We start from the raw sequence: 22,303 nt of genomic DNA, 5'->3' as shown, positions 1-22,303 counted from the left end.
AGGTTAGTGCAGCTCGGCAACTGCACGGGCGATGCGATCCGTGCCTTCGTCGAGCGCCGCTTGCGATGTCGCGATCGAGGCACGGAAGAATGGCGACAGACCGTAGGCGGTGCCCTGGACGACGGCCACGCCGGCCGCCTCCAACAAGTACATCACGACGTCACTGTCGCTCTCGAGGCGAGTCCCGGCCGGCGTTGTCCGGCCGATCAGGCCTGCACAATTGACGTAGAGATAAAACGCTCCGTCGGGCGGCCGGCAACTCAGCCCGGGGATCGCGTTGATACGCGCGAGCGTGCGATCGCGACGCGCCCGATAAGTCGCAACGGTCTCGCCAACGAAGCTCTGGTCGCCGGTGAGCGCCGCGACCGCCGCCGCCTGGCTGATCGAGCAGGCATTGCCCGAGGCCTGCGACAGCAGCGTATTCAGCGCGCCGACGAGGTCCGCGGGGCCGGCGATCCAGCCGATGCGCCAGCCGGTCATCGCATAGGTCTTGGATACGCCGTTGATGGCGAGGACGCGCTCACGCAGCTCGGGTGCTGCGTTGAGCAGATGCGGCGTACTCTCGCCGTCGAAACGGATGTGTTCGTAGATGTCGTCGGTCATGACCAGCACATGCGGATGGCGGGCGAGAACCTCGGCAATCCCGCGATATTCCGCTGCGGAATAGCTTGCGCCGGTCGGGTTCGATGGCGAGTTGATCAACAGCCAGCGCGTCTTCTCCGAGATCGCCGCCTCCAGCTGGGCCGGCGAGATCTTGAAGCTCTGGCTTTCCGGACAGGCCACGATCTTAGGTATTCCTTCGCAGGCGAGCACCATGTCCGGATAGGACACCCAATAGGGCGCTGGGATGATCACCTCGTCGCCGGCCTCGAGGGTCGCTTCGAGCGCGCTGTAAATGGCGCTCTTGGCGCCGTTGGTGACGACGATCTCCGCGGGATCGTAGACGAGGCCGTTTTCGCGCTTCAGCTTGGCGACGATCGCCTGGCGCAGCTCCAGCGTGCCGGCAAGCACCGTGTACCGCGTCTCTCCCTTCTCCATCGCCCAGACGGCGGCAGTGCGAATATGCGCGGGCGTGTCGAAATCCGGCTCGCCGACCACAAGGCTGACGATGCTCTTGCCCTCGCGCTTGAGCGCGCTCGCCCGATCCGCAGCCGCCGTGCTGGGCGAAGGCTTGATGCGTCTGACGCGCGCGGAAATACGAGAACGGTTCATGGCAATTGACCCCGGTCTGGAGAGGTGCGACGCTAAAGACAGCCGCCGGCGCTGACCAACACGAGTTCAATCTGGCCTGATAGGCATATCTTATGGTTGGATTCCTCCTCGGCGCCCCGTTGAATGCCGCGCAGCCGGGAAGGCCGCTGCGCCGATCGATCCGAGGGACAAGGTGAATCTGAGGCGTCTTCAGTATTTCGTGAAGATCGTCGACGTCGGCAGCCTGACGCAGGCCGCCGATGTGCTCCATGTCGCGCAGCCGGCGCTCAGCCAGCAGCTCGCGACCTTGGAGGGCGAGGTCCGCCAGCAGCTCCTGGTGCGCACCAAAAGCGGCGTCGTGCCCACGGAAGCGGGCAAGGTGCTGTATCGCCACGCGCAGCTCATCTTGCGTCAATGCGAGCAGGCGCGCGCCGATATGAGCGCGGCGGCCAAGAGCATCTCCGGTGCGGTCGCCGTCGGACTTGCGCCTGGAACGGCCGCGGCCGGACTCGCGCTGCCGCTGCTGCGGACCGTGCGCGCCCGCCACCCTGGCATCCTGCTCTACCTCAACGAGACCTACGGAACGACGCTCTCGGAGCTCGTCATGAACGGCCGGATGGATCTCGCCGTGCTCTACGGCGGCAAGACGGCCGTTCATGGCCTCTCGTTCGTGCCGCTGCTGCGCGAACAGCTCTACGTGGTCGGCCCCGCCAGCATGATGGCCCCGCCGGGCGAGATCAGCGTGCCAGCGCTGGCCGACATGGATCTCTATCTCGCCCGTCCCTACAACGTCGTGCGCAAGATGGTGAACGAAGCCTTTGCGGCGATCGGTCAGGCGCCGAAGGTCGTCGCGGAAATCGAATCGGCGAGCACATTGACGGCGGTGATCGCCGACGGGCTCGGCGCGACGATCCTGCCGGAATCGATGGCCCGACAGGTGGCGGGCTCCTGCGGCGGCTGGCAGTCCCGCATCGTCGATCCGATCATCGAGGCGCCGTTGGCATTGTGCCAGTCCGATCATTTGCCGCTATCGGAGCCGGCCCAGGCCATCAAGGAAATCCTGCTCGAGCTCGTTGCTGGGCTGCCTGGCAATCTCGTCGTCGCCGAGGAGCGGGCGCAGAAAGCGTCATAGCGCTCTCTTATATGGGCAAAGCCAAACCGTCTTGGTCGGGGAAGACCGCCAGCGGTAGCGTTCGTCGGTAGGTAGCGACGCCGCGGGCGCCGACCTCGACGAACGGCCGGAGCATGGATCTCGATCGTATCAAGTCACTGATTGACGCCATGGCGGCTTCCGATCTGGCCGAGATGGAGTTCAGCCAGGGCGGCATGTCATTGCGGCTGGTGCGCCGACCGCAGCCGACCGAATCGCGGCCGGCGGTGCCAGTGGTCGCCGCCACGGCGCGCCCCCCGAGCCGTCCCGAGCCTGCGCAACCGGCACCGGTCAACGCCGCGGCGGATGGCGTCGTCGCGCCGCTGTTTGGCGTTGCCTATCTGCAGCCCGATCCTGACGCGCCGCCCTTCGTCACGGTGGCCCAGGCGATCACCGCCGGCACGACATTGTGCGTCATCGAAGCCATGAAGATGTTTCACGAGGTCCGTGCCGATCGGGACGGCGCCGTGATCGCAATTCTCGTCTCCACCGGGCAGGAGGTCGAGGCCGGGCAAGAACTGATGCGGATCAGGTAGGCACATGTTCGGCTCGGTCCTCATAGCCAACCGGGGCGAGATCGCGCTGCGCATCCAGCGTGGTTGCCGGCGGCTCGGGCTGCGCACCATCGTCGTCCATTCGGAGGCCGATCGCGATGCGCCCTACGTGCATCATGCCGACGAGGCCATCTGCATCGGGCCGGCCGCGGCAGCGCAGAGCTATCTCAACCAGACGGCGTTGCTGTTCGCCGCCGAGGTCAGCGGAGCGGAGGCGATCCATCCGGGCTACGGGTTCCTGTCCGAGAACCCTGGCTTCGCCGAGCAGGTCGAAGCTGCCGGCCTGACCTTCATCGGCCCGACGGCCGCGGTGATGCGCGTCATGGGCGACAAGGTCGCGGCCAAGCGGGCGATGCGCGCCGCCGGCGTTCCCTGCGTACCCGGTCCGGATGCGGCGCTCGGCGACGACCTCGATCTCGCGCGCGCAACCGCGCGGCAGATCGGCTACCCCGTGATCCTGAAAGCGGCGGGCGGCGGCGGTGGACGCGGCATGCGCATGGTGGAGAGCGAGGCTGGCCTCATCGATGCGATCGCCGTGACGCGGGAAGAGGCGCGGCGCGGCTTCGCCAACAGCGCGATCTACATCGAGAAATTCCTGCGCCGGCCGCGACATGTCGAGATCCAGGTGATTGCCGATACCCATGGCAATGCCGTCTGGCTCGGCAGCCGCGATTGCTCGCTGCAGCGACGGCACCAGAAGGTGCTGGAGGAGGCGCCGGCACCGGGACTGGACCAGGACGTGCTGGCGCAGATCGGCGAGCGCTGCGCGGAGGCCTGCCGGCAGCTCGAATACCGCGGCGTCGGCACGTTCGAGTTCCTCGTCGAGGATGACGCGTTCTACTTCATCGAGATGAATACGCGCCTGCAGGTCGAACACCCCGTCACCGAGATGACCGCTGGGATCGATATCGTCGAGGCGCAGATTCGTGTGGCTCAGGGCGAGGCGCTGCCGTTCGCGCAAGCCGACATCGTCTGCCGCGGTCATGCCTTCGAATGCCGGATCAACGCCGAAGATCCCGACACGTTCGTGCCGTCCCCCGGTGTGATCACCGCCTGGGAGCTCCCCGGCGGCCCCGGCGTGCGCATCGATAGCCATGCCAGCAGCGGATATCGCGTGCCGCCATATTACGACTCGCTGATCGGCAAGCTCGTCGTGCACGGCGCGAATCGCGCCGAGGCCCTGGACCGGCTGCGCATCGCCCTCGACGAAATGCGCGTGGAAGGAATCGCGACCAACCTGCCGCTGCACCGGCGGCTCGTCAGGGATGCCGCGTTCATCAGGGGCGGCGTCAGCATTCACCATCTCGAGCAGCAGTTGTGCGGGAGCGGCAAGGCATGACGACGGACCTGCCACAACTCAGCCTGCTGGGAACGACCGCGCTGCTGTTCGAAGCTCCGGGCGAGACCTCGCTGACGACGCAGTGCCGCATCTGGGCCCTGGCGCTGGAGGCGGGCCGTCTGCCCGGCGTTCGGGAGGCCGTGCCGGGCATGAACAACCTCATGATCGCTTTCGCCGAGCCGCCGCGGCACCGGGGACAAATCGAGCACAGACTGATCGAGCTGTGGCACGCCCTCGAGCCGCTTCCTGTCGCCGGGCGCTGCCTTGATCTGCCGGTGGTCTATGGCGGCGACGGCGGCCCGCACATGGCCGATGTCGTGGCCCACACCGGATTGAGCGTCGACGATATCGTCGCGATCCACAGCGCACCGACTTACACCGTCTACGCCCTCGGCAGCCATCCCGGGTACTGCTATCTCGGTGGCATGGACCAGCGCATCGCGACGCCGCGGCGCAAGGTGCCGGTGCTGCGCATCCCACGCGGCGCCGTCTCCATCGGCGGCAGTCAGACCGGCGTCTCTGCCTCCGATGGGCCGAGCGGCTGGAATACGATCGGCAGCACCGAGGTCGCATTCTTCGATGTCGAGCGCACGCCGCCAGCGCTGCTGCAGCCCGGTGACTGCATCCGCTTCAAAACCATCCGGGTGCTGCGATGATCGAGGTGCTGTCGGCCGGCGCGCTCGCCACGGTGCAAGATCTCGGCCGCACCGGCGCGCTCAACCTCGGCGTCGGGACATCGGGTGCGATGGACCCGTTGGCGCTCGCCGCTGGAAACATCCTGCTGCGCAACGAGGAGAATGCGGCAGCCCTCGAGATACCGCTGTTCCCGTTCCGCGTCCGCTTCACCCATTCGACGGTGTTCGCCGTGACCGGCGCGGATTGCGCGCCGCGGCTCGACGAGGCGCCAGTGCTACCATGGTGGGCGCACCGCGCCGATGCCGGCCAGGTCCTCTCGCTCGCCGTTCCCTCAACTGCGACCTGGCGCGCCAGCCGCGTCTACCTGTGCATCGCGGGCGGGATCGATGTTCCCTCGGTGCTCGGCTCACGCAGTACCCAGCTGCGCGGCGCCTTCGGCGGGTTAGAGGGCCGTCCGCTGCGCGACGGCGATCGGTTGCCAATTGCCGAGCCCCCCGGTCGCGCCAAGACAGGCTTCGGCATCACGCCGCCCGGCCTCGCCTTGCCATTGGAGGTGGACGGGTTGACCGCCGTGCGGGTGCTGCCGGCTGCCGAATACGATAGCTTCACGCCGTCTTCCCACGAGGCGCTATGGTCCGAGCCTTGGAAGATTACGTCACAGAGCGACCGCTACGGCTATCGTCTCGCCGGCCCCGAACTCAGGCCGCAGCGACCCATGGAGCTGCGCTCCCACGGCATTGTCCCAGGCGTGATCCAGGTCCCCCACGGCGGCCAGCCGATCATCCAGATGCGCGATGCGCAGCCATCGGGCGGCTATCCCAAGATCGGCACCGTCATCGACGCCGACCTCTGGCGCCTCGGCCAGGCTCCCATCGGCAGCCGGATTCGTTTCGTGCTGTGCAGCTGGGACGAGGCGCTGGACGCGTCGGCGGCGACCCGGCGCTGGCTGAGCAACGCCCGCCGATTGGTCGAGCTCTACTGCAACCAGGGAGCGGTGCGATGACCAACCCGCTCGACCATGTCGACCAGCTCTGCGCCTTCCTCGCGGCGACCGACATCGGCCTGCTCGAGCTGAAAGGCCCAGCCGGGGTGCTGCGCCTGCGGCATGACGGCGCCCGAGTCGAAGTCGAAATGATCGAGGCTGCGACGGCGGCGCTGTCTTCTTCCCCCACGCAGATCATTCGGGCACCGGTGCCGGGTCTCTACCTCGACCGCCATCCATTGCGCTCGCAACCATCGGTCGCCGTCGGCGACGAAGTTGCGGCCGGCACGCCGCTCGCCTTTCTCCAGATCGGACCGCTCTTGCTTCCGGTCCCGGCCCCGGAGGACGGCATGGTGGTCGAGACGTTCGCCGAGCATGGCGCGACGGTGGGATACGGCGCGCCGCTGATCGGATTGCAGCCGCACGGGAGTGACGCCGAATGAAGATCGATCTCAATGCGGATCTGGGCGAGGGCTACGGTCCCTGGTCCATGGGCGACGACGACGCTCTGCTCGGCCTCGTCTCGTCGGCCAACATCGCCTGCGGCTTTCACGCGGGCGACCCGCTGATCATGCAGCGCACCGTGGAATCGGCAAAGGCGCGGGGTGTCGATGTCGGCGCCCATGTCGGCTTCCCGGATCGCCAGGGCTTCGGCCGCCGGGCGATGCACATCGATCCTACCGAGCTCGCGGCGATGGTCACCTATCAGCTCGGCGCGCTTGCAGGGATCGTCCGCGCAGCCGGTTACCGCATGACCCACATGAGTTTCCACGGCGCCTTGGGCAACATGGTGGCCGCCAACGCCAAACTCGCCGAACCGCTGGTCCGCGCTGTCGCCGCCTTCGATCGAGAGCTCCTCATCGTATCGTCGACCAGCCGCGCCATCGAGGGGGCGGCGGCGGCCTGCGGCCTGCGCGTCGCCACCACTTTCCTCGCGGATCGCGCCTACGACGATGACGGACTGCTCGTGCCACGGGGCACGGCCGGCGCGGTCATTCACGACCCGGCGCTCGTGCTCGAACGGGTGCAGCGCCTGCTCTGCGACGGCGTCGTCATCACCGCGACCGGCCGGGCGCTGCCGATGCAGGCCACATCGATCCTGCTGCATGGCGACACCCCGGGCGCGGTCGAGTTCGCCCGGACGATCCGTGCGGCGATCGAGACCGCCGGTGGCGAGATCGCGCCGGTGTCGCACCTGATCGCCGGCGGCCCCGGGCGTGGCCCATCATAAGCGCCCCTTATCCCGCCAAAGTGATTCCATCTTGGCGGCGGAACTGCTCCGTCGGTAGCCTCTGGAGAACAGCGAGGACTCAGATGCCATTTTCCGACTACAGGACGGCTCTCGTCACCGGCGCCTCGTCAGGCATCGGCCTCGCCGTCGTCGAGCGCCTGGCGCGCGAGGGACTGCAGGTGCACGCGTTGGCGCGTAGCGCCGATCCACTGAAGGCGCTGGCAGATCGCACCGGCTGCATTCCCCATGCCGTCGACGTTCGCGATCTGCCTGCGCTTACCAAGCTCGCCGGCAGCGTCGAATTCGACGTTCTCGTCAACTGCGCCGGCGTCGACCGGCCCAAGAAATTCCTGCAGGCGGATGCCGAGGATATCGAGCTACTGCTCGGCGTGAATCTGGGGGCCGTCCTGCATCTGTGCCGCCTCGTCGTGCCCGGCATGGTGGCGCGCGACCGCGGTCACGTCGTGAACATCACTTCAATCGCCGGCGCCTATAATTTCGGCGGCAACTCGACCTACCACGCCACCAAGGCGGCGGTCAGCATGCTGTCCCGTCAGCTCCGGATCGATGCCTTCGGCAAGCGTGTTCGCATCACCGAGATCTGCCCGGGGCGGGTCGAGACCGATATCTTCGCTCACGTCCACGGCGACTCCGCCGCGACCCGCGCTGCCTTCATCGACGGATTCGAGCTGCCCAAACCGGAGGACATCGCCGACACGATCGCTTTCGCCATTGCCGCGCCAGTGGCGGTAAACATCGGCCATATCGAGATCACACCGACCCTGCAGGTGCCGGGCGGACTGTCGACGGTCCGTCCCGAGCACCCCGCCAGCCCTCCAGCCGTCACCTAGAGCGGAGGGTGCGATGAAGGGCTTCGACCTCATGGCGATCCTGCTGAACCCCGAGTTCAGCCGCATGCTCGTCCACGGGGTGAAGATGACCTTCATCATCTTCGCAGGCTCCTGGCTGCTCGCCATGAGCCTCGGTATCACCCTCCTTGCAATTCGAATGCTGCCGGGCCGGATCGCCGACGCCCTGGTCGAGGCCTACGTTGCCTATCACCGCAACGTGCCGACACTGGTGCAGCTGATGCTCTGGTATTTCGGTGTCTCCAGCCTGCTGCCCGAGCGGCTCCAGGTCTGGCTGTCCGATCAGAACGGCGAGGCAATCTTCGCGGTGATCGCGCTCGGACTGTGTCAGGCCGCATATTTCAGCGAAGACCATCGGTCGGGCTTGCGCGCCGTGCCCAAGGGCCAGTGGGAGGCCGCTCGCGCGCTGGGTCACAGCTATCTCGGCGCGATGACTTACATCCTGCTGCCGCAGGCGGTCCGAAATGCGATGCCGGCGCTGGTGAACCACACGGTGTCGCTGTTCAAGAACAGCAGTCTTGCCATGGCGATCGGCGTCACCGAGCTCACGCATGCGGTGAAGGAGGTCGAAAACCAGAGCTTCCGCGCTTTCGAGACCTACCTGATCGCGACCGTCTTCTACCTCGTGTGCTCGCTGCTCCTGATGTGGCTTGGCTATTATTTCGAGCGGCGCAGCCGCATGGCGGGAGCGCTCTGACATGACGCTCCTGTTCAACATGATAGGCATCGTCAGCGACAACTGGCTGCTGCTGCTGGTCGGCCAGTTTCCGAACGGCCCGCTCGGCGGGATCGCCGCGACCCTGATCCTGTCGATTCTTGGAATTGCGCTGGCATTCCCGCTCAGCGTGGCGATGGCGCTCGCGCGTCTATCGCCTTGGCCCGTGCTGCGCTGGCCGGCGACGGCGCTGGTCTATGTCGTGCGCGGCGTTCCGCTGCTGCTGATCATCCTCTGGGTCTATTTCCTGCTGCCGCTCCTGATCGGCGAGAGCGTTCCCGGCTTCGTGACCATGCTCGCCACCTTGGTCATCTACGAGGGGGCCTTTCTCAGTGAGATCGTGCGAGCCGGAATCACGGCATTGCCGCGAGGGCAGATGGACGCGGCGCGGGCGCTCGGCCACAGCCACCTCGGCGCGATGCGCTACGTGATCCTGCCGCAGGCGCTGTTCAACATGATCCCGAGCATCATCAGCCAGTTCGTCTCCACCATCAAAGAGACGACGTTGGGCTACATCATCAACGTGCCAGAGCTGACCTTCGCGGCGGGACAGATCAACAACCGGCTTCTGACCAAGCCGTTCGAAGTCTACTTCATACTCGCCATCATCTATTTCGTCGTCTGCTGGACTCTCACTAAGCTGGCCAGCACGCTCGAACGTCGGATTGCCGTTCGGCGCGCCAGGTCGATGGATGGTGCTGCAGCGCCGGCTTTGGCAGCCGCATCGAGGACATGATCATGTCAAACCAGGCCTCGAACAGTACGGCAACTCCGATGATTGAATTCATTGGCATCAACAAGTTCTACGGTTCGCTGCCCGCCCTCGTCGACATCAACGCGGAGGTGAAAAAGGGCGAGGTGGTCGTGGTATGTGGCCCCTCGGGCTCTGGCAAGTCGACGCTCATCCGCACCGTCAACCGGCTTGAGGAGATCCAATCCGGAGTGCTGCGCTTCGACGGACAGAATGTTCATGCGAAGATTAGCAGCTTGGCAATGAACCACCTGCGCAGCCGTATCGGCTTCGTTTTCCAGAGTTTCAATCTGTTTCCACACCTCAGCGTGCTGGACAATGTGATGCTGTCGCCTGTGAAGGTGAACGGCATCAAACGGAGCAAGGCAAGGGAGATCGCGCTTCAGTTGCTCGACCGGGTAGGCCTTTCCAGCAAGGCGCAGAACTATCCGGCGCAGCTGTCCGGCGGCCAGCAGCAGCGTGTCGCGATCGCGCGAGCGCTGGCCATGGAGCCGCCGGCGATGCTGTTCGATGAGCCGACCAGCGCGCTCGACCCGGAGATGGTCGGCGAAGTTCTGGCGGTGATGCGGGGACTTGCTCGCGATGGCATGACCATGATGTGCGTCACCCATGAGATGAATTTCGCACGCGATGTCGCTGATCGTGTCTGGTTCATGGATGCCGGGCGCCTGCTGGAATCGGCGTCGCCGAGCGCGTTCTTCGGCTCGCCGCAGCATCCGCGTGCGCAGCGCTTTTTGTCGGATCTGCGGGCACGATGACAACGCCTGCCATCATTGCAAAACAGGGAGTTCGAAATGTCGATCGGGATCGGGACTAAGACTGGAAAATGCGTGCTCCGCGCCGCCATCGTTGCCACGGGCCTGAGTTGCTTTGCCAGCGTGGCCATGGCTGATCAGCTGGCCGATATCATGCAGCGCAAAGAGCTGCGCTGCGGCACCTTCGCCGACGTACCCCCGTTTGCCGCGCCCGATCCGAAAACGCGGGAGATGGTTGGCTTTGATGTCGACCTCTGCAGAGCCATTGCCAAGCGCTGGGGCGTCGAGGCGAAGATCAGCCCGCTCTCGGTCGAGGCGCGGGTGCCCGAGGTCAAGCTCGGCCGCGTCGACATCACAGTCGCCAATCTCGCCTATACGCTGGGCCGCGCCGAGCAGATCCAGTTCTCCGACCCCTATTATCTCGCCAAGGAGATGTTGGCGGTGAAGGCTTCGGATCCAGGAACCAAGAAGGCCGACTTCAAAGGTAAACGTCTGGCTTCGACCAAGGGCTCGACCTCCGAGCTCGCGATCAAGCTGAATGAGTCGGATCCCCTCACTTTCGTCGACACCGGCTCGGCTTTCATGGCCGTCCAGCAGAACAAGGCGGTCGGAATGGTGGCCAATACCATGACCATCACCAAGCTCGTCAACGAATCGAAGTCCGCTGGCCAACCGCTGAAGATGATCGATGAGCCCATGGTCTTGCAACCGATCGGCATCGGCATGAAGAAGGACGAGCCGGCGCTGCTCGCCAAGATCAACGAGACACTGCTCGCACTCGACCAGGCAGGTGAGATCAACCAGCTCTGGGACAAGTGGCTCGGCCCGAACACCGAGTTCAAGATGACCCGCACCGACAAAGTCGTGCCGCTCGGCCAACTTAAGTTCACGCCGTTGCCGTAACCGGTGCACCGGGGCACACCTCCAAGAACCGGCCCGGACAGACTTGGTGGTTGAAACGGCGTCGGCTCCTGGACGCGGTGGGTCAATGCCTGGTCGACGTGCAATAAAACATTGGAAGAAGTCGAGAAAAAAGCGCGATGGGTTGAATCGTCATGGCGCTTTAGCTCTTTGTTTGAGCATGAGTTTTGGGAAAACCGCTTCACACTTTTCCGGATCTTGCTTTAGCGCCCGCCGAGTTCAGGTAGGTACGGCAAATAATTCGACCCTTCAGAGCCAAGAAAATCGAACATAGCCTGCGCCGGCGGCAGCAGGACCTTGTCACTGCGGCGGATCACGTACCATTGCCGCACGATTGGTAGGCCCGCGACGTCGAGCACGACGAGGCGGCCCTCGCCGAGCTCGTGCGCGACGGTGTGCGCCGAGATGAAGGCGATGCCGAGCCCGGCGATAACAGCCTGCTTGATGGTCTCGTTGCTGCTCATCTCCATGCCGATGATTGGCTCGAGATCCGATTTCTGGAACATGCCCTCCATTAGTGTTCGCGTGCCCGAGCCCGGCTCGCGAGTGAGAAAGGTCTCGTGCACAAGGTCGGTCAGACTGAGTCCTCGGTCCTTTTCCAGCCAATGTCCCCTGCGGGCGACGATGATGTGCGGATTGCGGCCGAGCTGGCGCACGTCGACGTGGACGTCGGCGGGTGGCCGGCCCATCACCGCGAAGTCGAGATCATAACCGTGCATGGCTGCGCGGATCTCATCGCGATTGCCAATCGTCAGCTTGATCTCGATCTTGGGGTAGCGCTTGGAGAACGCCGCGATCGCATGCGGCACGAAATATTTAGCGGTCGAGACCGCACCGAGATGCACCGCGCCGCCGCTCCGTCCGGCGAGCAGGTCGAGCGCGCCCTGGCAGTCCGCGATCGCGGCCTCGACCCGCTCGGCCAGCGCCAACACTTCCTTGCCCGCCGCGGTCAGCTGCATGCCGTCGCCGGTCCGCTGCACCAAGGGCAGGCCGGCGAGGTCCTGAAGTTGCCGCAGCTGCTGGGTCACGGCCGGCTGGGTCAGCCCAAGATGGCCGGAGGCCGCCGTCACGCTGCCCTTGGCCGACAGCGCCGCGAGCGAGCGCAGCTGCCTGATCGTCAGATGCCGGAGCTGTGCAGCCGCCTGTCCGGGTCAATTATAAGAAAATTCTTTGGTGCTCATTACGAATAGAAATTTTCCTTATTAATCTGTCCCTGTCAATCTCCTGGTGCTGGGACTGACCGCGACCGACCTTCAGAGGGGAGGGCATGGCTGCGGCGCCGGCCAAGGGGATGGACGCAGATGACTGGGCAACTCAGGCTGGACGATCACCTTCAACGGTATTCCGAGACCGCGCCGCATGCGCTGGCCGTGGCGGCCGCAGTCGATGCCATCGCGGCGGCGGCCATCGAAATCGCCGACCTCATCGCGTCAGGTGATCTCGCTGACGCCTCTGGCCTGACCACGGAGCGCAACAGCGACGGCGACATCCAGCGCGACCTCGATGTCCAGGCCGATGCGATCCTGCGCCGCTGCCTCAGCAAGCTGCCGATCGCGGCGCTGGCGTCGGAGGAGATGCGCGAACCCCAGATCGGCGACCGCGAGGGCCGCGTCTGCATCGCGATCGATCCGCTCGACGGATCCTCCAACATCGACATCAACATGACGGTGGGGACGATCTTCTCGATCCTGCCGGCACCCGACGACCTCTCGCTCGCCTTTCACCAGCGCGGATCAGTGCAGCTTGCGGCGGGCTTCGTCACCTACGGGCCGCAGACCTCGCTGGTGTTGACGCTCGGCGAAGGCGTCGACATCTTCACGCTCGATCACAAGGCCGGCTGCTTCCGTCTCGCCCGCAGCGGCGTGCAGATCTCCGAGGCCTGCGAGGAGTTCGCGATCAACGCCTCGAACCGTCGGCACTGGGATCCGCCGGTGCGCGCCTTCATCGACGAATGCCTCGCAGGCGTCGAAGGCCCCGCCAACCATGATTTCAACATGCGGTGGGTCGGCTCGCTGGTTGCCGAGGCCTACCGAATCCTCACCCGCGGCGGCGTCTTCCTCTACCCTTCGGACGCGCGCCCCGGCTACGGCGAGGGCCGCCTGCGCCTGACTTACGAGGCGCATCCGATGGCCATGATCATCGAGCAGGCCGGCGGCTCCGCCTCCACGGGACGCGAGCGCATCCTCGACCTCTCCGCGCAGAGCCTGCATCAGCGCGTGCCCCTGATCATGGGCTCGAGCAACGAGGTGCGGCGCGTCGAGGAGCTTCATTGCGATCCAGTGCTGGTCGCCAGCGTCTCTGCGCCGCTGTTCGCGCGGCGCGGATTCTTCCGGCTCTGAGCGAGGTGTCCCATGTCCAGGAAGCATCCGATCATCTCCATCACCGGCTCCTCCGGCGCCGGCACCACCTCGGTCAAGAAGACTTTCGAGCAGATTTTTTTCCGCGAGAAGGTCAATGCCGCCTACATCGAAGGCGACGCCTTCCACCGCTACGACCGCGCCGAGATGCGCGCGCAGATGGCGAAAGAGGCCGAGCGCGGCAACAAGCATTTCAGCCATTTCAGTCCCGAGACCAACCTGTTCGAGGAGCTGGAGCGCGCGTTCCGCGACTACGGCGAGACCGGTACGGCGGTGACGCGGCACTATGTCCACGACGCCGAGGAATCCGCGCTGCATGGCACGGCGCCCGGTACTTTCACCGACTGGAAGCAGCTGCCGGAGAACTCCGACCTGTTGTTCTACGAGGGCCTGCACGGCGCCGTCGTCACCGACAAGGTCAATGTCGCGCGCTATGCCGATCTCAAGATCGGCGTCGTGCCCGTCATCAACCTCGAATGGATTCAGAAGCTGCACCGCGACCGCAGCGCGCGCGGTTATTCGACCGAGGCGGTCACCGACACCATCCTGCGGCGGATGCCCGACTATATCCACTACATCTGCCCGCAATTCACCGAGACCGACATCAACTTCCAGCGTGTGCCGACGGTCGACACGTCCAATCCGTTCATCGCGCGCTGGATCCCGACGCCGGACGAATCGATGGTCGTGATCCGCTTCAAGAATCCACGCGGCATCGACTTCCCCTATCTGCTCTCGATGCTGCCGCAGAGCTGGATGTCGCGCGCCAATTCGATCGTCTGTCCCGGCGCGAAGCTCGATCTCGCCATGCAGCTGATTCTGACGCCGCTGATCATGCAGTTGATCGAGCGCAAGCGCAGCCTGAAGTGAACGAGGAGAGACACCGATGAATATCTCCGTCCACGCCGAAGCCGACATCACGGCAGTCGCGCATAACGATCTCGCCAACGCCGTCCGCTTCCTCGCGGTCGATGCCATCGAGACCGCGCAGTCGGGCCATCCAGGTCTGCCCATGGGTATGGCCGATGTCGCGACCGTGCTGTTCTCGCGCTTCCTGAAATTCGACTCGGCGCATCCCAATTGGCCGGACCGCGACCGCTTCGTTCTGTCGGCGGGCCACGGCTCGATGCTGCTCTATGCGCTGCTGCACCTGACCGGCGGCGACCTCAGTCTCGATGACATCAAGGCGTTCCGGCAGTGGGGCTCGAAGACGCCGGGCCATCCCGAATACGGCCACACGCCGGGAGTCGAGACCACGACGGGTCCGCTGGGGCAGGGGATTGCGACCGCGGTCGGCATGGCGCTTGCCGAGCGCATGGCCAATGCGCGGCATGGCGACGGCCTCGTCGATCACTTCACCTACGTGATCGCGGGCGACGGTTGCCTGATGGAAGGTCTCAGCCAGGAGGCGATCTCGCTCGCGGGTCATCTCGGGCTCGGCCGTTTGATCGTGCTGTTCGACGACAACGGCATCTCCATCGACGGTCCGACGTCGCTCGCGACATCGGATGATCATCTCGCGCGCTTCGCGGCCTCCGGCTGGTCGGTGCGCCGTGTCGACGGACACGATCCAGAAGCCGTGGCCCAGGCGATCGCGGAGGAGCGGGAGACCGCCAAGCCGTCGCTGATCGCGTGCCGCACCATCATTGGTTATGGGGCGCCTGATCGGCAGGGCACCGAGAAGGCGCATGGTGCGCCACTCGGCACCGAGCAGACCGCGGCGGCGCGCCGCGCGCTCGGTTGGGATTATCAGCCTTTCGTGGTGCCGATCCCGGTGCTCAAGGCGTGGCGGATGATCGGACAGCGCGGGCAGGTCGAGCGACTCGCCTGGCTCGATCGTTATGAGCGCGCAACGCCCGAGCAGCGCGATTTGTTCGTGGAAGGTAGGGCGGTTGCCCTGCCTGCTGCCTATGTGCTCGCCGCGGCGAAGTTGCGCGAGCGCTTCGCATCCGAACGGCCGAAGCTGGCGACGCGGCAGGCTTCGCAGCAGGTGCTTGACGGCATCGCCAGCACCATTCCCGGACTGGTCGGCGGCTCGGCGGATCTGACGCATTCGAACCTGACGCAGGCGAAGGCGCAGACCCCCGTTAAAGCCGGTGCGTTCGCCGGTGGCTACATCCACTACGGTATCCGCGAGCACGGGATGGCTGCAGCAATGAACGGCCTCGCGCTGCATGGCGGCTTCATTCCCTATGGCGGCACGTTCCTCGCCTTCTCCGACTACAGCCGTCCCGCGATCCGGCTCGCAGCGTTGATGCGGCTGCGGGTTATCCACGTGATGACGCACGACTCCATCGGGCTCGGTGAGGACGGCCCGACGCATCAGCCGGTCGAACACCTTGCCGCGCTGCGGGTGATCCCGAACTTGCTGGTGTTCCGTCCCGCCGACGCGGTCGAGACGCTGGAGGCTTGGGACTGCGCACTCGGCTCCGAGCATCGCCCGTCCGTGCTGTGCCTGTCGCGTCAGGCGCTGCCAACTTTCCGCAGCGATGCCCGCGGCAAGAACCGCGTCGCACGCGGCGCCTATCTCGTCGTCTCGCCCGACGGCGGCCGTGACGTGACGCTGATCGCGACCGGCTCGGAAGTCTCGATTGCGCTGGAAGCAGCCCGCCTGCTCGCGACCGAGCACATCCGCGCGGCCGTGGTGTCCGCGCCCTGCTTCGCCTTGTTCGAGGAGCAGCCGGACGATTACCGCGCCACCGTGCTCGGCACGGCGCCGCGCGTCGGCGTCGAGGCAGCGGTTGTCGGCGACTGGCATCGCTGGATCGGTGCCGACGGTGAGTTCGTCGGCATGCGCAGCTTCGGTGCCTCGGCGCCGGCGCCCGTGCTGTACCGCGAATTCGGCATCACACCGCAGAGCATCGCAGAAGCGGCCAGGCGCTCGGTCGCACGTCGGAACCAGGGAAGAACAGCATGAGCTTGCGTGTCGCCATCAACGGATTTGGCCGGATCGGTCGCAACGTGCTGCGTGCGATCGCCGAGTCCCGCCGCAACGACATCGAGGTGGTCGCGATCAACGACCTCGGTCCGGTCGAGACCAATGCGCATCTGCTGCGCTTCGACTCGGTCCACGGCCGCTTTCCCGGCGAAGTCAAGGTCGACGGCGATACGATCGACGTCGGCGGCGGCCCGATCAAGGTGACCGCGATCAAGGACCCGGCGCAGCTGCCGCATCGTGCGCTCGGTGTCGATATCGCCCTGGAATGCACCGGTCTGTTCACCTCGCGTGAGAAAGCCGCCGCACATATCCAGGCCGGTGCCAAGCGCGTGCTGGTCTCGGCGCCGGCAAGCGAGGTCGATCTCACCGTCGTGTTCGGCGTCAATCATCTCGCCCTGACCGGCGATCACATCGTGGTCTCCAACGCCTCGTGCTCGACCAACTGCCTCGCGCCGCTCGCTCAGGTGCTGGACGACGCCGTCGGGATCGAGAAGGGGTTCATGACCACGATCCACTCCTACACCGGCGACCAGCCGACGCTCGATACGTTCCACAAGGACCTCTATCGCGCCCGCGCCGCGGCGCTGAAGGCGCTGCGGCTCGAGGACATGCGGCTGCCGGTCGCCTATGTGAAGACGTTCCAGGGGCCGGCCACCGGCATCGTGGTCGAGCGCGAGCGGCTCGACAAGTTCGGCCGGCCGCTGCTCGGCGCCACCATCAAGCCGAAGCTCGGCCTCTCGGGCCGCAATTACGGCCGCGTGGTCTATGAGGCGCTGAAGGGCGGGCTCGACTTCACCAAGGACGACGAGAACATCAACTCGCAGCCCTTCATGCACTGGCGCGACCGCTTCCTCTACTGCATGGAAGGCGTCAACCGCGCGCAGGCGGCGTCGGGCGAGGTGAAGGGCACCTATCTCAACATCACGGCCGCGACCATGGAGGACATGTACGAGCGTGCGGAGTTCGCCAAGGAGCTCGGCTCGGTCGTGGTCATGATCGACCTCGTGATCGGCTACACCGCGATCCAGTCGATGGCGAAATGGGCGCGCCGCAACGACATGATCCTGCATCTGCACCGCGCCGGTCACTCGACCTATACGCGCCAGAAGAGCCATGGCGTGTCGTTCCGCGTCATCGCCAAATGGATGCGGCTCGCCGGAGTCGATCACATCCACGCCGGCACGGTCGTCGGCAAGCTCGAGGGCGATCCCAACACCACGCGCGGCTATTACGACATCTGCCGCGACGACTTCAACCCGATGAAGCTCGAGCACGGCGTGTTCTTCGACCAGAGCTGGGCGAGCCTGAATAAGCTAATGCCAGTGGCTTCCGGCGGCATCCATGCCGGCCAGATGCACCAGCTGCTCGACCTGCTCGGCGAGGACGTCGTGCTGCAGTTCGGCGGCGGGACCATCGGCCACCCCATGGGTATCCAGGCCGGGGCGACCGCCAACCGGGTGGCGCTGGAAGCGATGATCCTCGCTCGCAACGAGGGACGTGACTACGTTCACGAAGGCCCAGAGATCCTGGCCAAGGCCGCAGCGACCTGCACGCCGCTGAAGGCCGCGCTGGAGACCTGGAAAGACGTCACTTTCAACTATCAATCCACCGACACGCCGGACTTCGTGCCGACGGCGCTCGCCGCTGTCTAAAGGAGAGCAAAGATGAAACTGACCCAAGGCTGTTTCTCCTTCCTGCCCGATCTCAGCGACGAGCAGATTACCAAGCAGGTGCAATATTGCCTGAGCAAGGGTTGGGCGGTGAACATCGAGTTCACCGACGACCCGCATCCCCGCAACACCTATTGGGAGATGTGGGGTCTGCCGATGTTCGATCTCGCGGACGCTGCCGGCGTGATGATGGAGCTCGCCGAATGCCGCAGGGTGTATGGCGACCGCTACATCCGCGTCTCGGGATTCGATTCCAGCCATGGCTGGGAGTCGGTGCGCATCTCGTTCCTCGTCAACCGGCCCGCGAAGGAGGCTGAGTTCGAGCTGGTGCGCCAGGAGATGGCCGTACGCTCGGTACGTTACACCACCGTACACCGGCAACCTCAGCCGGCTTCCTCTTAGTCGCTTTCCGCTCGGAGCGACTCTTTCTCCCCGCTCCGACTCCCTGGCGGACAACTGCTTCGCCGTCATTTGCGGCGGCGAAGCCTCTTTATTCGAGGTCCAAGATGCTGGATGTGCCGCACACGACGACCATTGAGGTCAATGAGGTGCCTACTGCGTTTGACCTGCGCAAGGAGGCCGAGGCGGCGGGGATCACGGAGACCTTGCACCAGCTCGAACAAGAGTTGATCGGCTTGAAGCCCGTCAAGCAGCGGGTGCGGCAGATCGCTTCGCTCCTGTTGATTGAGCGGATCCGGCAGCGGGCCGGGCTCGTCTCCTCGGCCCCGACGCTGCACATGTCCTTCACCGGCAATCCCGGCACCGGTAAGACTACCGTCGCCCTGCGCATGGCGAAGATCTTGCACGGCCTCGGCTTCGTGCGGCGCGGACAGGTGATCTCGGTGACGCGCGACGACCTTGTCGGTCAGTATATCGGTCACACTGCGCCGAAGACCAAGGAGATCCTGAAGAAGGCGATGGGCGGCGTACTGTTCATCGACGAGGCCTATTACCTGCACCGGCCCGACAACGAGCGCGACTATGGTCAGGAAGCCATCGAGATCTTGCTGCAAGTCATGGAAAACCAGCGCGAGGATCTCGTCGTCATTCTCGCGGGTTATGGCGAACGGATGACCAGTTTCTTTGCCTCCAATCCAGGCTTCCGATCACGCATCGCCCACCACATCGAGTTTCCCGACTATTCGGAGGCGGAGCTGCTCTACATTGCCGAGCTTATGCTGAGGGAGCGCGGCTACCGCTTCTCGGCCGCGGCACGCGAGTCGTTCGAAAGATACATTGTGCTGCGCCGGACTCAGCCGTTCTTCTCCAATGCGCGCTCGGTCCGCAACGCTGTCGATCGCATCCGGTTGCGCCAGGCCGATCGGCTGGTCTCCGATCTCGACCGGATGCTCGAGATCGCTGATCTCGAAACCATCGATCCCTCCGACGTATTGGCGAGCCGCGTGTTCAGCGGCGGAGCTGGCAGCGAGCAGGCGACCGGGAGCAAATGTCCATGACCAGGGATATCGTCATTGCTCCCTCGATCCTGGCGGCGAATTTCGCGCGTCTCGGCGAGGAGGTCGCGGCGATCGACGCAGCCGGCGCTGACTGGATCCATTGCGATGTCATGGACGGGCACTTCGTGCCGAACATCAGTTTCGGTGCGGACGTGATAAAGGCGGTGAGGCCGTTCACCACGAAGACGTTTGACGTTCACCTCATGATAGCGCCCGTCGACGCTTATCTTGAAGGCTTTGCCAAAGCCGGTGCCGACATCATCACGATTCATGCGGAAGCCGGTCCACATCTCGATAGTTCGCTGCAGGCTATTCGCGCGCTCGGCAAGAAAGCGGGCGTAAGCCTGTGTCCGTCGACGCCGGAGGGTACAATCGAATATGTGCTCGATAGGTTGGATCTGGTGCTTGTCATGACCGTCAATCCGGGCTTCGGTGGCCAGGCGTTTTTGGAGTGCCAGATCCCCAAGATCAGGCGCATTCGCGCCATGATCGGCGATCGCCCGATCCGCCTTCAGGTCGATGGTGGTATCACGTGCCACAATGCTGCCGCCGTCGTGGAGGCTGGGGCCGACACGTTGGTGGCGGGTTCAGCCCTGTTTGGCGGCAATATCGCTGCCGAGTACGCCACCAATATCGCGGGCCTACGAATGGCAACTAGGGTTGGCCGGTCCCCGAGTTAGACTTCGGCATGGGTCAACAAACACGCAGGACGCGGCGGCTAGGCGCTATGCCGGAGGGACGATGGGGCCGTCGCGGTGAATTCCTCTGCCGTGCGCTTTAGTGGGAACTGCTCGGCTCGACCTCATCGTGATGAACCGCTGAACCATCACAAAGGCGTCAAGTCGAGCGCAAAAGCCATTGCGACGAGTAGAGAGAGCAGAAGGCCTGCTCCACAAAATATACCAAGAATCTTGAGAGTATCGCCGTCCTCAGCTGGTTTTCTGACCGTGCTGGAAACGACTCTTGCGATTTGCGCGATCATCCTGCAACTCCAATTGGCAATGCCAGACTGAAAGCAATTTATACTGAGAACAGCGTCATCGGGCCAGCATTGCAAGCATGAGAGGCTACTCTGCCTAGACCAAATGTCTGGCGGAGGCTTTTTTCAGATCGTTTTCGTATGCCTGCAAAAGTGCTGTTGAAGCGTCCACTGGCGCTTCGCATTGCGTAGCCTCGTCGCGGCCAGCCGATCTTATTTTAGAAACCCCGATTTCTGGCTCTTACCCAACCTTACCCAAACTCTGTGTCAAAAGCCGCTTAGCCCGTTAGAATGGCGCATAGCCTTCGCCTACCACGGCCTCTGCTAGAGGAGAGGGCGCGTGGTTTGCGGGCCAAAGAGCCCATCGGAGGGAATCATGCCAAGGACGCTAGCCGTTGTTTGCGGTCATTCGGCTCAACTTATCAAAAAAGCTCTCATTAACTCCACCGTGTGCGCCGGGGCGGCACTGGCTGCCACCCAGGCCTACGCAGAAGACATCAACTGGCGGCAATTCGAAGGCACGTCCATCGTCTGGGCCTACGATATTCACCCCTATGCTGACGCTGTTGCGGCTCAACTGCCCGAGTTCGAGAAACTCACCGGCATCAAGGTGACGCCGGAGCTTTATCCGGATGATGCCTATTGGAATAAGCTAACGATCCAGCTCAGCACGAAATCGCCAAGCTGGGATGTCGTCGGCACGGGCATCCAGCCCGCCTGGGACCTTGCCCCGGGCCAACTGCTCGAACCGCTCGATCGCTATCTAAACGATTCAAAGCTCACCTCTGCAGCCTACGACTACAAGGACTTCTTCCCAGCCTTGCGCGAAGCGCTGACATGGAAGGTCAAGGAGGGCCAGATCGAGGCCGGCAGCGGGCAGGTCTGGGCGATCCCCCATGGCTTCGAGAACATCCAGTTGTTCTACCGCAAGGATGTGCTGGACAAGCACGGTATCAAAGTCCCGAGCACCCCGCCGGAGATGTCGGCCGCTTGTGAGAAACTCAAAGCTGCCGATCCCACCATCACGCCTCTCGGCGTTCGCGGCGTAAGGTTCTGGAGCAGCATCCACACGGCTGCGATCTCGATTGCGAGGTCCTATGGCGTGCACGATTTCGTCGTCAAAGACGGCAAACTCGACACGGGCCTGGATTCGCCAGAGTCGATCGCCTTCCACAAAGACTATGTCGACATGATCAAGAAATGCGCTGCTCCCTCCTTTGCCAATGACAATTGGTACCAGGTGGTCGAAGGGATCAATTCAGGGCGGACCGCCATGGCGATCGATTCCAACATGTTCGGTTTCTGGAACGACGTCGCCGGCAAGCCCGCCTCCGGCAAGATCGCCTTTGCACCACCGTTGCGCGCACCGAACGGCAAGAACTTCGAATCCAACATCTGGATCTGGTCTCTGGCCATGAACGCCGCCTCCCAGAAGAAGGGCGCGGCCTGGCTCTTCATCCAATGGGCGACCTCCAAGCAGGTCGAGCTGAACGGTGCCGTTGCGGGCAAGCTCGTCAACTCTCCGCGCGCATCGACCTGGAGCGACAAGGCCTGGCTCGAATACGCCGCAAAGCCTGAATTCAACAACTTCGTCGAGACGTTCAAGACTGTGCAGGACCAGGCGCAACTCGCCTTTACGGCCCGCGTCGGCTTCGCCGAGGCAATGAATGCCTGGGCGGTGGCGATGCAGAAGATGGTCAATGGAGCGGATGTGAAGGCAACGCTGACCGACCTTGCCTCCGAGATCCGTTCGTCGATGTGAAGTCCCAAAGGGGGTGGTAGGCTTGCATGCCGCCCCCTTGGATTTC

22 protein-coding genes and 2 pseudogenes are annotated in these 22,303 nt (G+C 64.4%); 21 read left to right on the top strand and 3 right to left on the bottom strand.

Annotation, left to right across the window (positions count from 1 at the left end):
- Window positions 1-3: 3 nt before the first annotated feature.
- Window positions 4-1,212, bottom strand: coding sequence for an aspartate transaminase (locus AC0WRY_RS36615; RefSeq protein WP_128955156.1), 1,209 nt, complete (start codon window positions 1,210-1,212; stop codon window positions 4-6).
- 172 nt (window positions 1,213-1,384) lie between these two features.
- Between AC0WRY_RS36615 and nac the strand changes: the two genes are divergently transcribed.
- The 12 genes from nac (at window position 1,385) to AC0WRY_RS36555 (ending at window position 11,076) form a co-directional block, all read left to right on the top strand.
- Window positions 1,385-2,323 carry a nitrogen assimilation transcriptional regulator NAC gene (gene nac / locus AC0WRY_RS36610; RefSeq protein ID WP_128930125.1) on the top strand — a complete coding sequence of 313 codons (939 nt, stop codon included), beginning with the start codon at window positions 1,385-1,387 and terminating at the stop codon, window positions 2,321-2,323.
- A gap of 113 nt (window positions 2,324-2,436) precedes the next feature.
- Complete coding sequence (locus tag AC0WRY_RS36605; RefSeq protein ID WP_128930126.1) at window positions 2,437-2,877, top strand: acetyl-CoA carboxylase biotin carboxyl carrier protein; 441 nt, start codon at window positions 2,437-2,439, stop codon at window positions 2,875-2,877.
- A 4-nt stretch (window positions 2,878-2,881) separates the two neighbouring features.
- Window positions 2,882-4,234 carry an acetyl-CoA carboxylase biotin carboxylase subunit gene (gene accC, locus AC0WRY_RS36600; RefSeq protein ID WP_128930127.1) on the top strand — a complete coding sequence of 451 codons (1,353 nt, stop codon included), beginning with the start codon at window positions 2,882-2,884 and terminating at the stop codon, window positions 4,232-4,234.
- Window positions 4,231-4,890 carry a 5-oxoprolinase subunit PxpB gene (pxpB, locus tag AC0WRY_RS36595; RefSeq protein WP_128930128.1) on the top strand — a complete coding sequence of 220 codons (660 nt, stop codon included), beginning with the start codon at window positions 4,231-4,233 and terminating at the stop codon, window positions 4,888-4,890. The genes accC and pxpB overlap by 4 nt, the downstream gene beginning before the upstream one ends.
- Window positions 4,887-5,873: a 5-oxoprolinase subunit C family protein gene (locus tag AC0WRY_RS36590; protein ID WP_128930129.1), complete on the top strand. Its 987-nt coding sequence runs from the start codon at window positions 4,887-4,889 to the stop codon at window positions 5,871-5,873. The genes pxpB and AC0WRY_RS36590 overlap by 4 nt, the downstream gene beginning before the upstream one ends.
- Complete coding sequence (locus AC0WRY_RS36585) at window positions 5,870-6,295, top strand: acetyl-CoA carboxylase biotin carboxyl carrier protein (protein ID WP_128930130.1); 426 nt, start codon at window positions 5,870-5,872, stop codon at window positions 6,293-6,295. The genes AC0WRY_RS36590 and AC0WRY_RS36585 overlap by 4 nt, the downstream gene beginning before the upstream one ends.
- The gene (locus AC0WRY_RS36580; RefSeq protein WP_128930131.1) at window positions 6,292-7,083 is read left to right on the top strand and encodes a LamB/YcsF family protein; all 792 of its coding nucleotides are present in this window, start codon (window positions 6,292-6,294) and stop codon (window positions 7,081-7,083) included. Before AC0WRY_RS36585 ends, AC0WRY_RS36580 begins: the two co-directional genes overlap by 4 nt.
- A gap of 83 nt (window positions 7,084-7,166) precedes the next feature.
- Complete coding sequence (locus AC0WRY_RS36575) at window positions 7,167-7,934, top strand: SDR family oxidoreductase (RefSeq protein WP_128930132.1); 768 nt, start codon at window positions 7,167-7,169, stop codon at window positions 7,932-7,934.
- Window positions 7,935-7,947: 13 nt separating this feature from the next.
- Complete coding sequence (locus tag AC0WRY_RS36570) at window positions 7,948-8,649, top strand: amino acid ABC transporter permease (RefSeq protein WP_128930133.1); 702 nt, start codon at window positions 7,948-7,950, stop codon at window positions 8,647-8,649.
- Window position 8,650: 1 nt separating this feature from the next.
- Complete coding sequence (locus tag AC0WRY_RS36565) at window positions 8,651-9,403, top strand: amino acid ABC transporter permease (protein WP_128930134.1); 753 nt, start codon at window positions 8,651-8,653, stop codon at window positions 9,401-9,403.
- Between the two features lie 38 nt (window positions 9,404-9,441).
- Window positions 9,442-10,176 carry an amino acid ABC transporter ATP-binding protein gene (locus AC0WRY_RS36560; protein ID WP_128930135.1) on the top strand — a complete coding sequence of 245 codons (735 nt, stop codon included), beginning with the start codon at window positions 9,442-9,444 and terminating at the stop codon, window positions 10,174-10,176.
- 36 nt (window positions 10,177-10,212) lie between these two features.
- Window positions 10,213-11,076: an ABC transporter substrate-binding protein gene (locus AC0WRY_RS36555; RefSeq protein ID WP_128930136.1), complete on the top strand. Its 864-nt coding sequence runs from the start codon at window positions 10,213-10,215 to the stop codon at window positions 11,074-11,076.
- Window positions 11,077-11,297: 221 nt separating this feature from the next.
- Here AC0WRY_RS36555 and AC0WRY_RS36550 read toward each other — a convergent pair whose 3' ends face one another.
- A complete protein-coding gene (locus tag AC0WRY_RS36550; protein ID WP_232995648.1) occupies window positions 11,298-12,215 on the bottom strand; it encodes a LysR family transcriptional regulator in 918 nt (305 codons plus the stop codon).
- A gap of 180 nt (window positions 12,216-12,395) precedes the next feature.
- Between AC0WRY_RS36550 and AC0WRY_RS36545 the strand changes: the two genes are divergently transcribed.
- The 8 genes and pseudogenes from AC0WRY_RS36545 (at window position 12,396) to rpe (ending at window position 20,196) form a co-directional block, all read left to right on the top strand.
- A complete protein-coding gene (locus tag AC0WRY_RS36545) occupies window positions 12,396-13,433 on the top strand; it encodes a class 1 fructose-bisphosphatase (protein WP_128955157.1) in 1,038 nt (345 codons plus the stop codon).
- 12 nt (window positions 13,434-13,445) lie between these two features.
- Window positions 13,446-14,321, top strand: a complete 876-nt coding sequence (locus tag AC0WRY_RS36540) for a phosphoribulokinase (protein ID WP_100233973.1) — start codon at window positions 13,446-13,448, stop codon at window positions 14,319-14,321.
- Window positions 14,322-14,337: 16 nt separating this feature from the next.
- The gene (gene tkt / locus AC0WRY_RS36535; protein WP_128955158.1) at window positions 14,338-16,368 is read left to right on the top strand and encodes a transketolase; all 2,031 of its coding nucleotides are present in this window, start codon (window positions 14,338-14,340) and stop codon (window positions 16,366-16,368) included.
- Window positions 16,365-16,964, top strand: a pseudogene (locus tag AC0WRY_RS36530) (type I glyceraldehyde-3-phosphate dehydrogenase); the annotation flags it as partial. The gene tkt and the pseudogene AC0WRY_RS36530, both read left to right, overlap by 4 nt.
- A 9-nt stretch (window positions 16,965-16,973) precedes the next feature.
- A pseudogene (locus AC0WRY_RS36525) lies at window positions 16,974-18,041 on the top strand (ribulose-bisphosphate carboxylase large subunit); the annotation flags it as partial.
- Between the two features lie 12 nt (window positions 18,042-18,053).
- The gene (locus AC0WRY_RS36520; protein WP_128929478.1) at window positions 18,054-18,461 is read left to right on the top strand and encodes a ribulose bisphosphate carboxylase small subunit; all 408 of its coding nucleotides are present in this window, start codon (window positions 18,054-18,056) and stop codon (window positions 18,459-18,461) included.
- A gap of 104 nt (window positions 18,462-18,565) precedes the next feature.
- On the top strand, window positions 18,566-19,516 hold the full coding sequence (gene cbbX / locus AC0WRY_RS36515) for a CbbX protein (RefSeq protein ID WP_128955160.1): 951 nt from the start codon (window positions 18,566-18,568) through the stop codon (window positions 19,514-19,516).
- Window positions 19,513-20,196 carry a ribulose-phosphate 3-epimerase gene (gene rpe / locus AC0WRY_RS36510; protein WP_128929480.1) on the top strand — a complete coding sequence of 228 codons (684 nt, stop codon included), beginning with the start codon at window positions 19,513-19,515 and terminating at the stop codon, window positions 20,194-20,196. The genes cbbX and rpe overlap by 4 nt, the downstream gene beginning before the upstream one ends.
- A gap of 146 nt (window positions 20,197-20,342) precedes the next feature.
- Here the strand turns inward: rpe and AC0WRY_RS36505 are convergent, their stop codons facing one another.
- Entirely contained in the window at window positions 20,343-20,498 is a 156-nt protein-coding gene (locus tag AC0WRY_RS36505) for a hypothetical protein (protein ID WP_164933596.1), read from the bottom strand.
- 337 nt (window positions 20,499-20,835) lie between these two features.
- Here AC0WRY_RS36505 and AC0WRY_RS36500 point away from each other — a divergent pair, with 337 nt between their 5' ends.
- Window positions 20,836-22,257, top strand: a complete 1,422-nt coding sequence (locus AC0WRY_RS36500) for an ABC transporter substrate-binding protein (protein ID WP_232995561.1) — start codon at window positions 20,836-20,838, stop codon at window positions 22,255-22,257.
- The last annotated feature ends 46 nt before the right edge of the window (window positions 22,258-22,303 follow it).

The organism is Bradyrhizobium sp. T-12 (assembly GCF_058314695.1).
The sequence above is the reverse complement of the archived record's forward strand: the minus strand, read 5'-3'. Positions and strand labels throughout refer to the sequence as shown.

Excerpts from the sequence above, each read along its gene's own strand:
- AC0WRY_RS36540 (WP_100233973.1), top strand. The coding sequence starts at position 13,446 with ATGTCCAGGAAGCATCCGATCATCTCCATCACCGGCTCCTCCGGCGCC.
- AC0WRY_RS36590 (WP_128930129.1), top strand. The coding sequence starts at position 4,887 with ATGATCGAGGTGCTGTCGGCCGGCGCGCTCGCCACGGTGCAAGATCTC.
- AC0WRY_RS36570 (WP_128930133.1), top strand. The coding sequence starts at position 7,948 with ATGAAGGGCTTCGACCTCATGGCGATCCTGCTGAACCCCGAGTTCAGC.
- AC0WRY_RS36555 (WP_128930136.1), top strand. The coding sequence starts at position 10,213 with ATGTCGATCGGGATCGGGACTAAGACTGGAAAATGCGTGCTCCGCGCC.
- tkt (WP_128955158.1), top strand. The coding sequence starts at position 14,338 with ATGAATATCTCCGTCCACGCCGAAGCCGACATCACGGCAGTCGCGCAT.
- AC0WRY_RS36505 (WP_164933596.1), bottom strand. The coding sequence starts at position 20,498 with ATGATCGCGCAAATCGCAAGAGTCGTTTCCAGCACGGTCAGAAAACCA.
- AC0WRY_RS36560 (WP_128930135.1), top strand. The coding sequence starts at position 9,442 with ATGATTGAATTCATTGGCATCAACAAGTTCTACGGTTCGCTGCCCGCC.
- cbbX (WP_128955160.1), top strand. The coding sequence starts at position 18,566 with ATGCTGGATGTGCCGCACACGACGACCATTGAGGTCAATGAGGTGCCT.
- pxpB (WP_128930128.1), top strand. The coding sequence starts at position 4,231 with ATGACGACGGACCTGCCACAACTCAGCCTGCTGGGAACGACCGCGCTG.
- AC0WRY_RS36520 (WP_128929478.1), top strand. The coding sequence starts at position 18,054 with ATGAAACTGACCCAAGGCTGTTTCTCCTTCCTGCCCGATCTCAGCGAC.
- AC0WRY_RS36585 (WP_128930130.1), top strand. The coding sequence starts at position 5,870 with ATGACCAACCCGCTCGACCATGTCGACCAGCTCTGCGCCTTCCTCGCG.
- rpe (WP_128929480.1), top strand. The coding sequence starts at position 19,513 with ATGACCAGGGATATCGTCATTGCTCCCTCGATCCTGGCGGCGAATTTC.
- AC0WRY_RS36565 (WP_128930134.1), top strand. The coding sequence starts at position 8,651 with ATGACGCTCCTGTTCAACATGATAGGCATCGTCAGCGACAACTGGCTG.
- AC0WRY_RS36580 (WP_128930131.1), top strand. The coding sequence starts at position 6,292 with ATGAAGATCGATCTCAATGCGGATCTGGGCGAGGGCTACGGTCCCTGG.
- AC0WRY_RS36545 (WP_128955157.1), top strand. The coding sequence starts at position 12,396 with ATGACTGGGCAACTCAGGCTGGACGATCACCTTCAACGGTATTCCGAG.
- AC0WRY_RS36605 (WP_128930126.1), top strand. The coding sequence starts at position 2,437 with ATGGATCTCGATCGTATCAAGTCACTGATTGACGCCATGGCGGCTTCC.
- AC0WRY_RS36575 (WP_128930132.1), top strand. The coding sequence starts at position 7,167 with ATGCCATTTTCCGACTACAGGACGGCTCTCGTCACCGGCGCCTCGTCA.
- AC0WRY_RS36615 (WP_128955156.1), bottom strand. The coding sequence starts at position 1,212 with ATGAACCGTTCTCGTATTTCCGCGCGCGTCAGACGCATCAAGCCTTCG.
- accC (WP_128930127.1), top strand. The coding sequence starts at position 2,882 with ATGTTCGGCTCGGTCCTCATAGCCAACCGGGGCGAGATCGCGCTGCGC.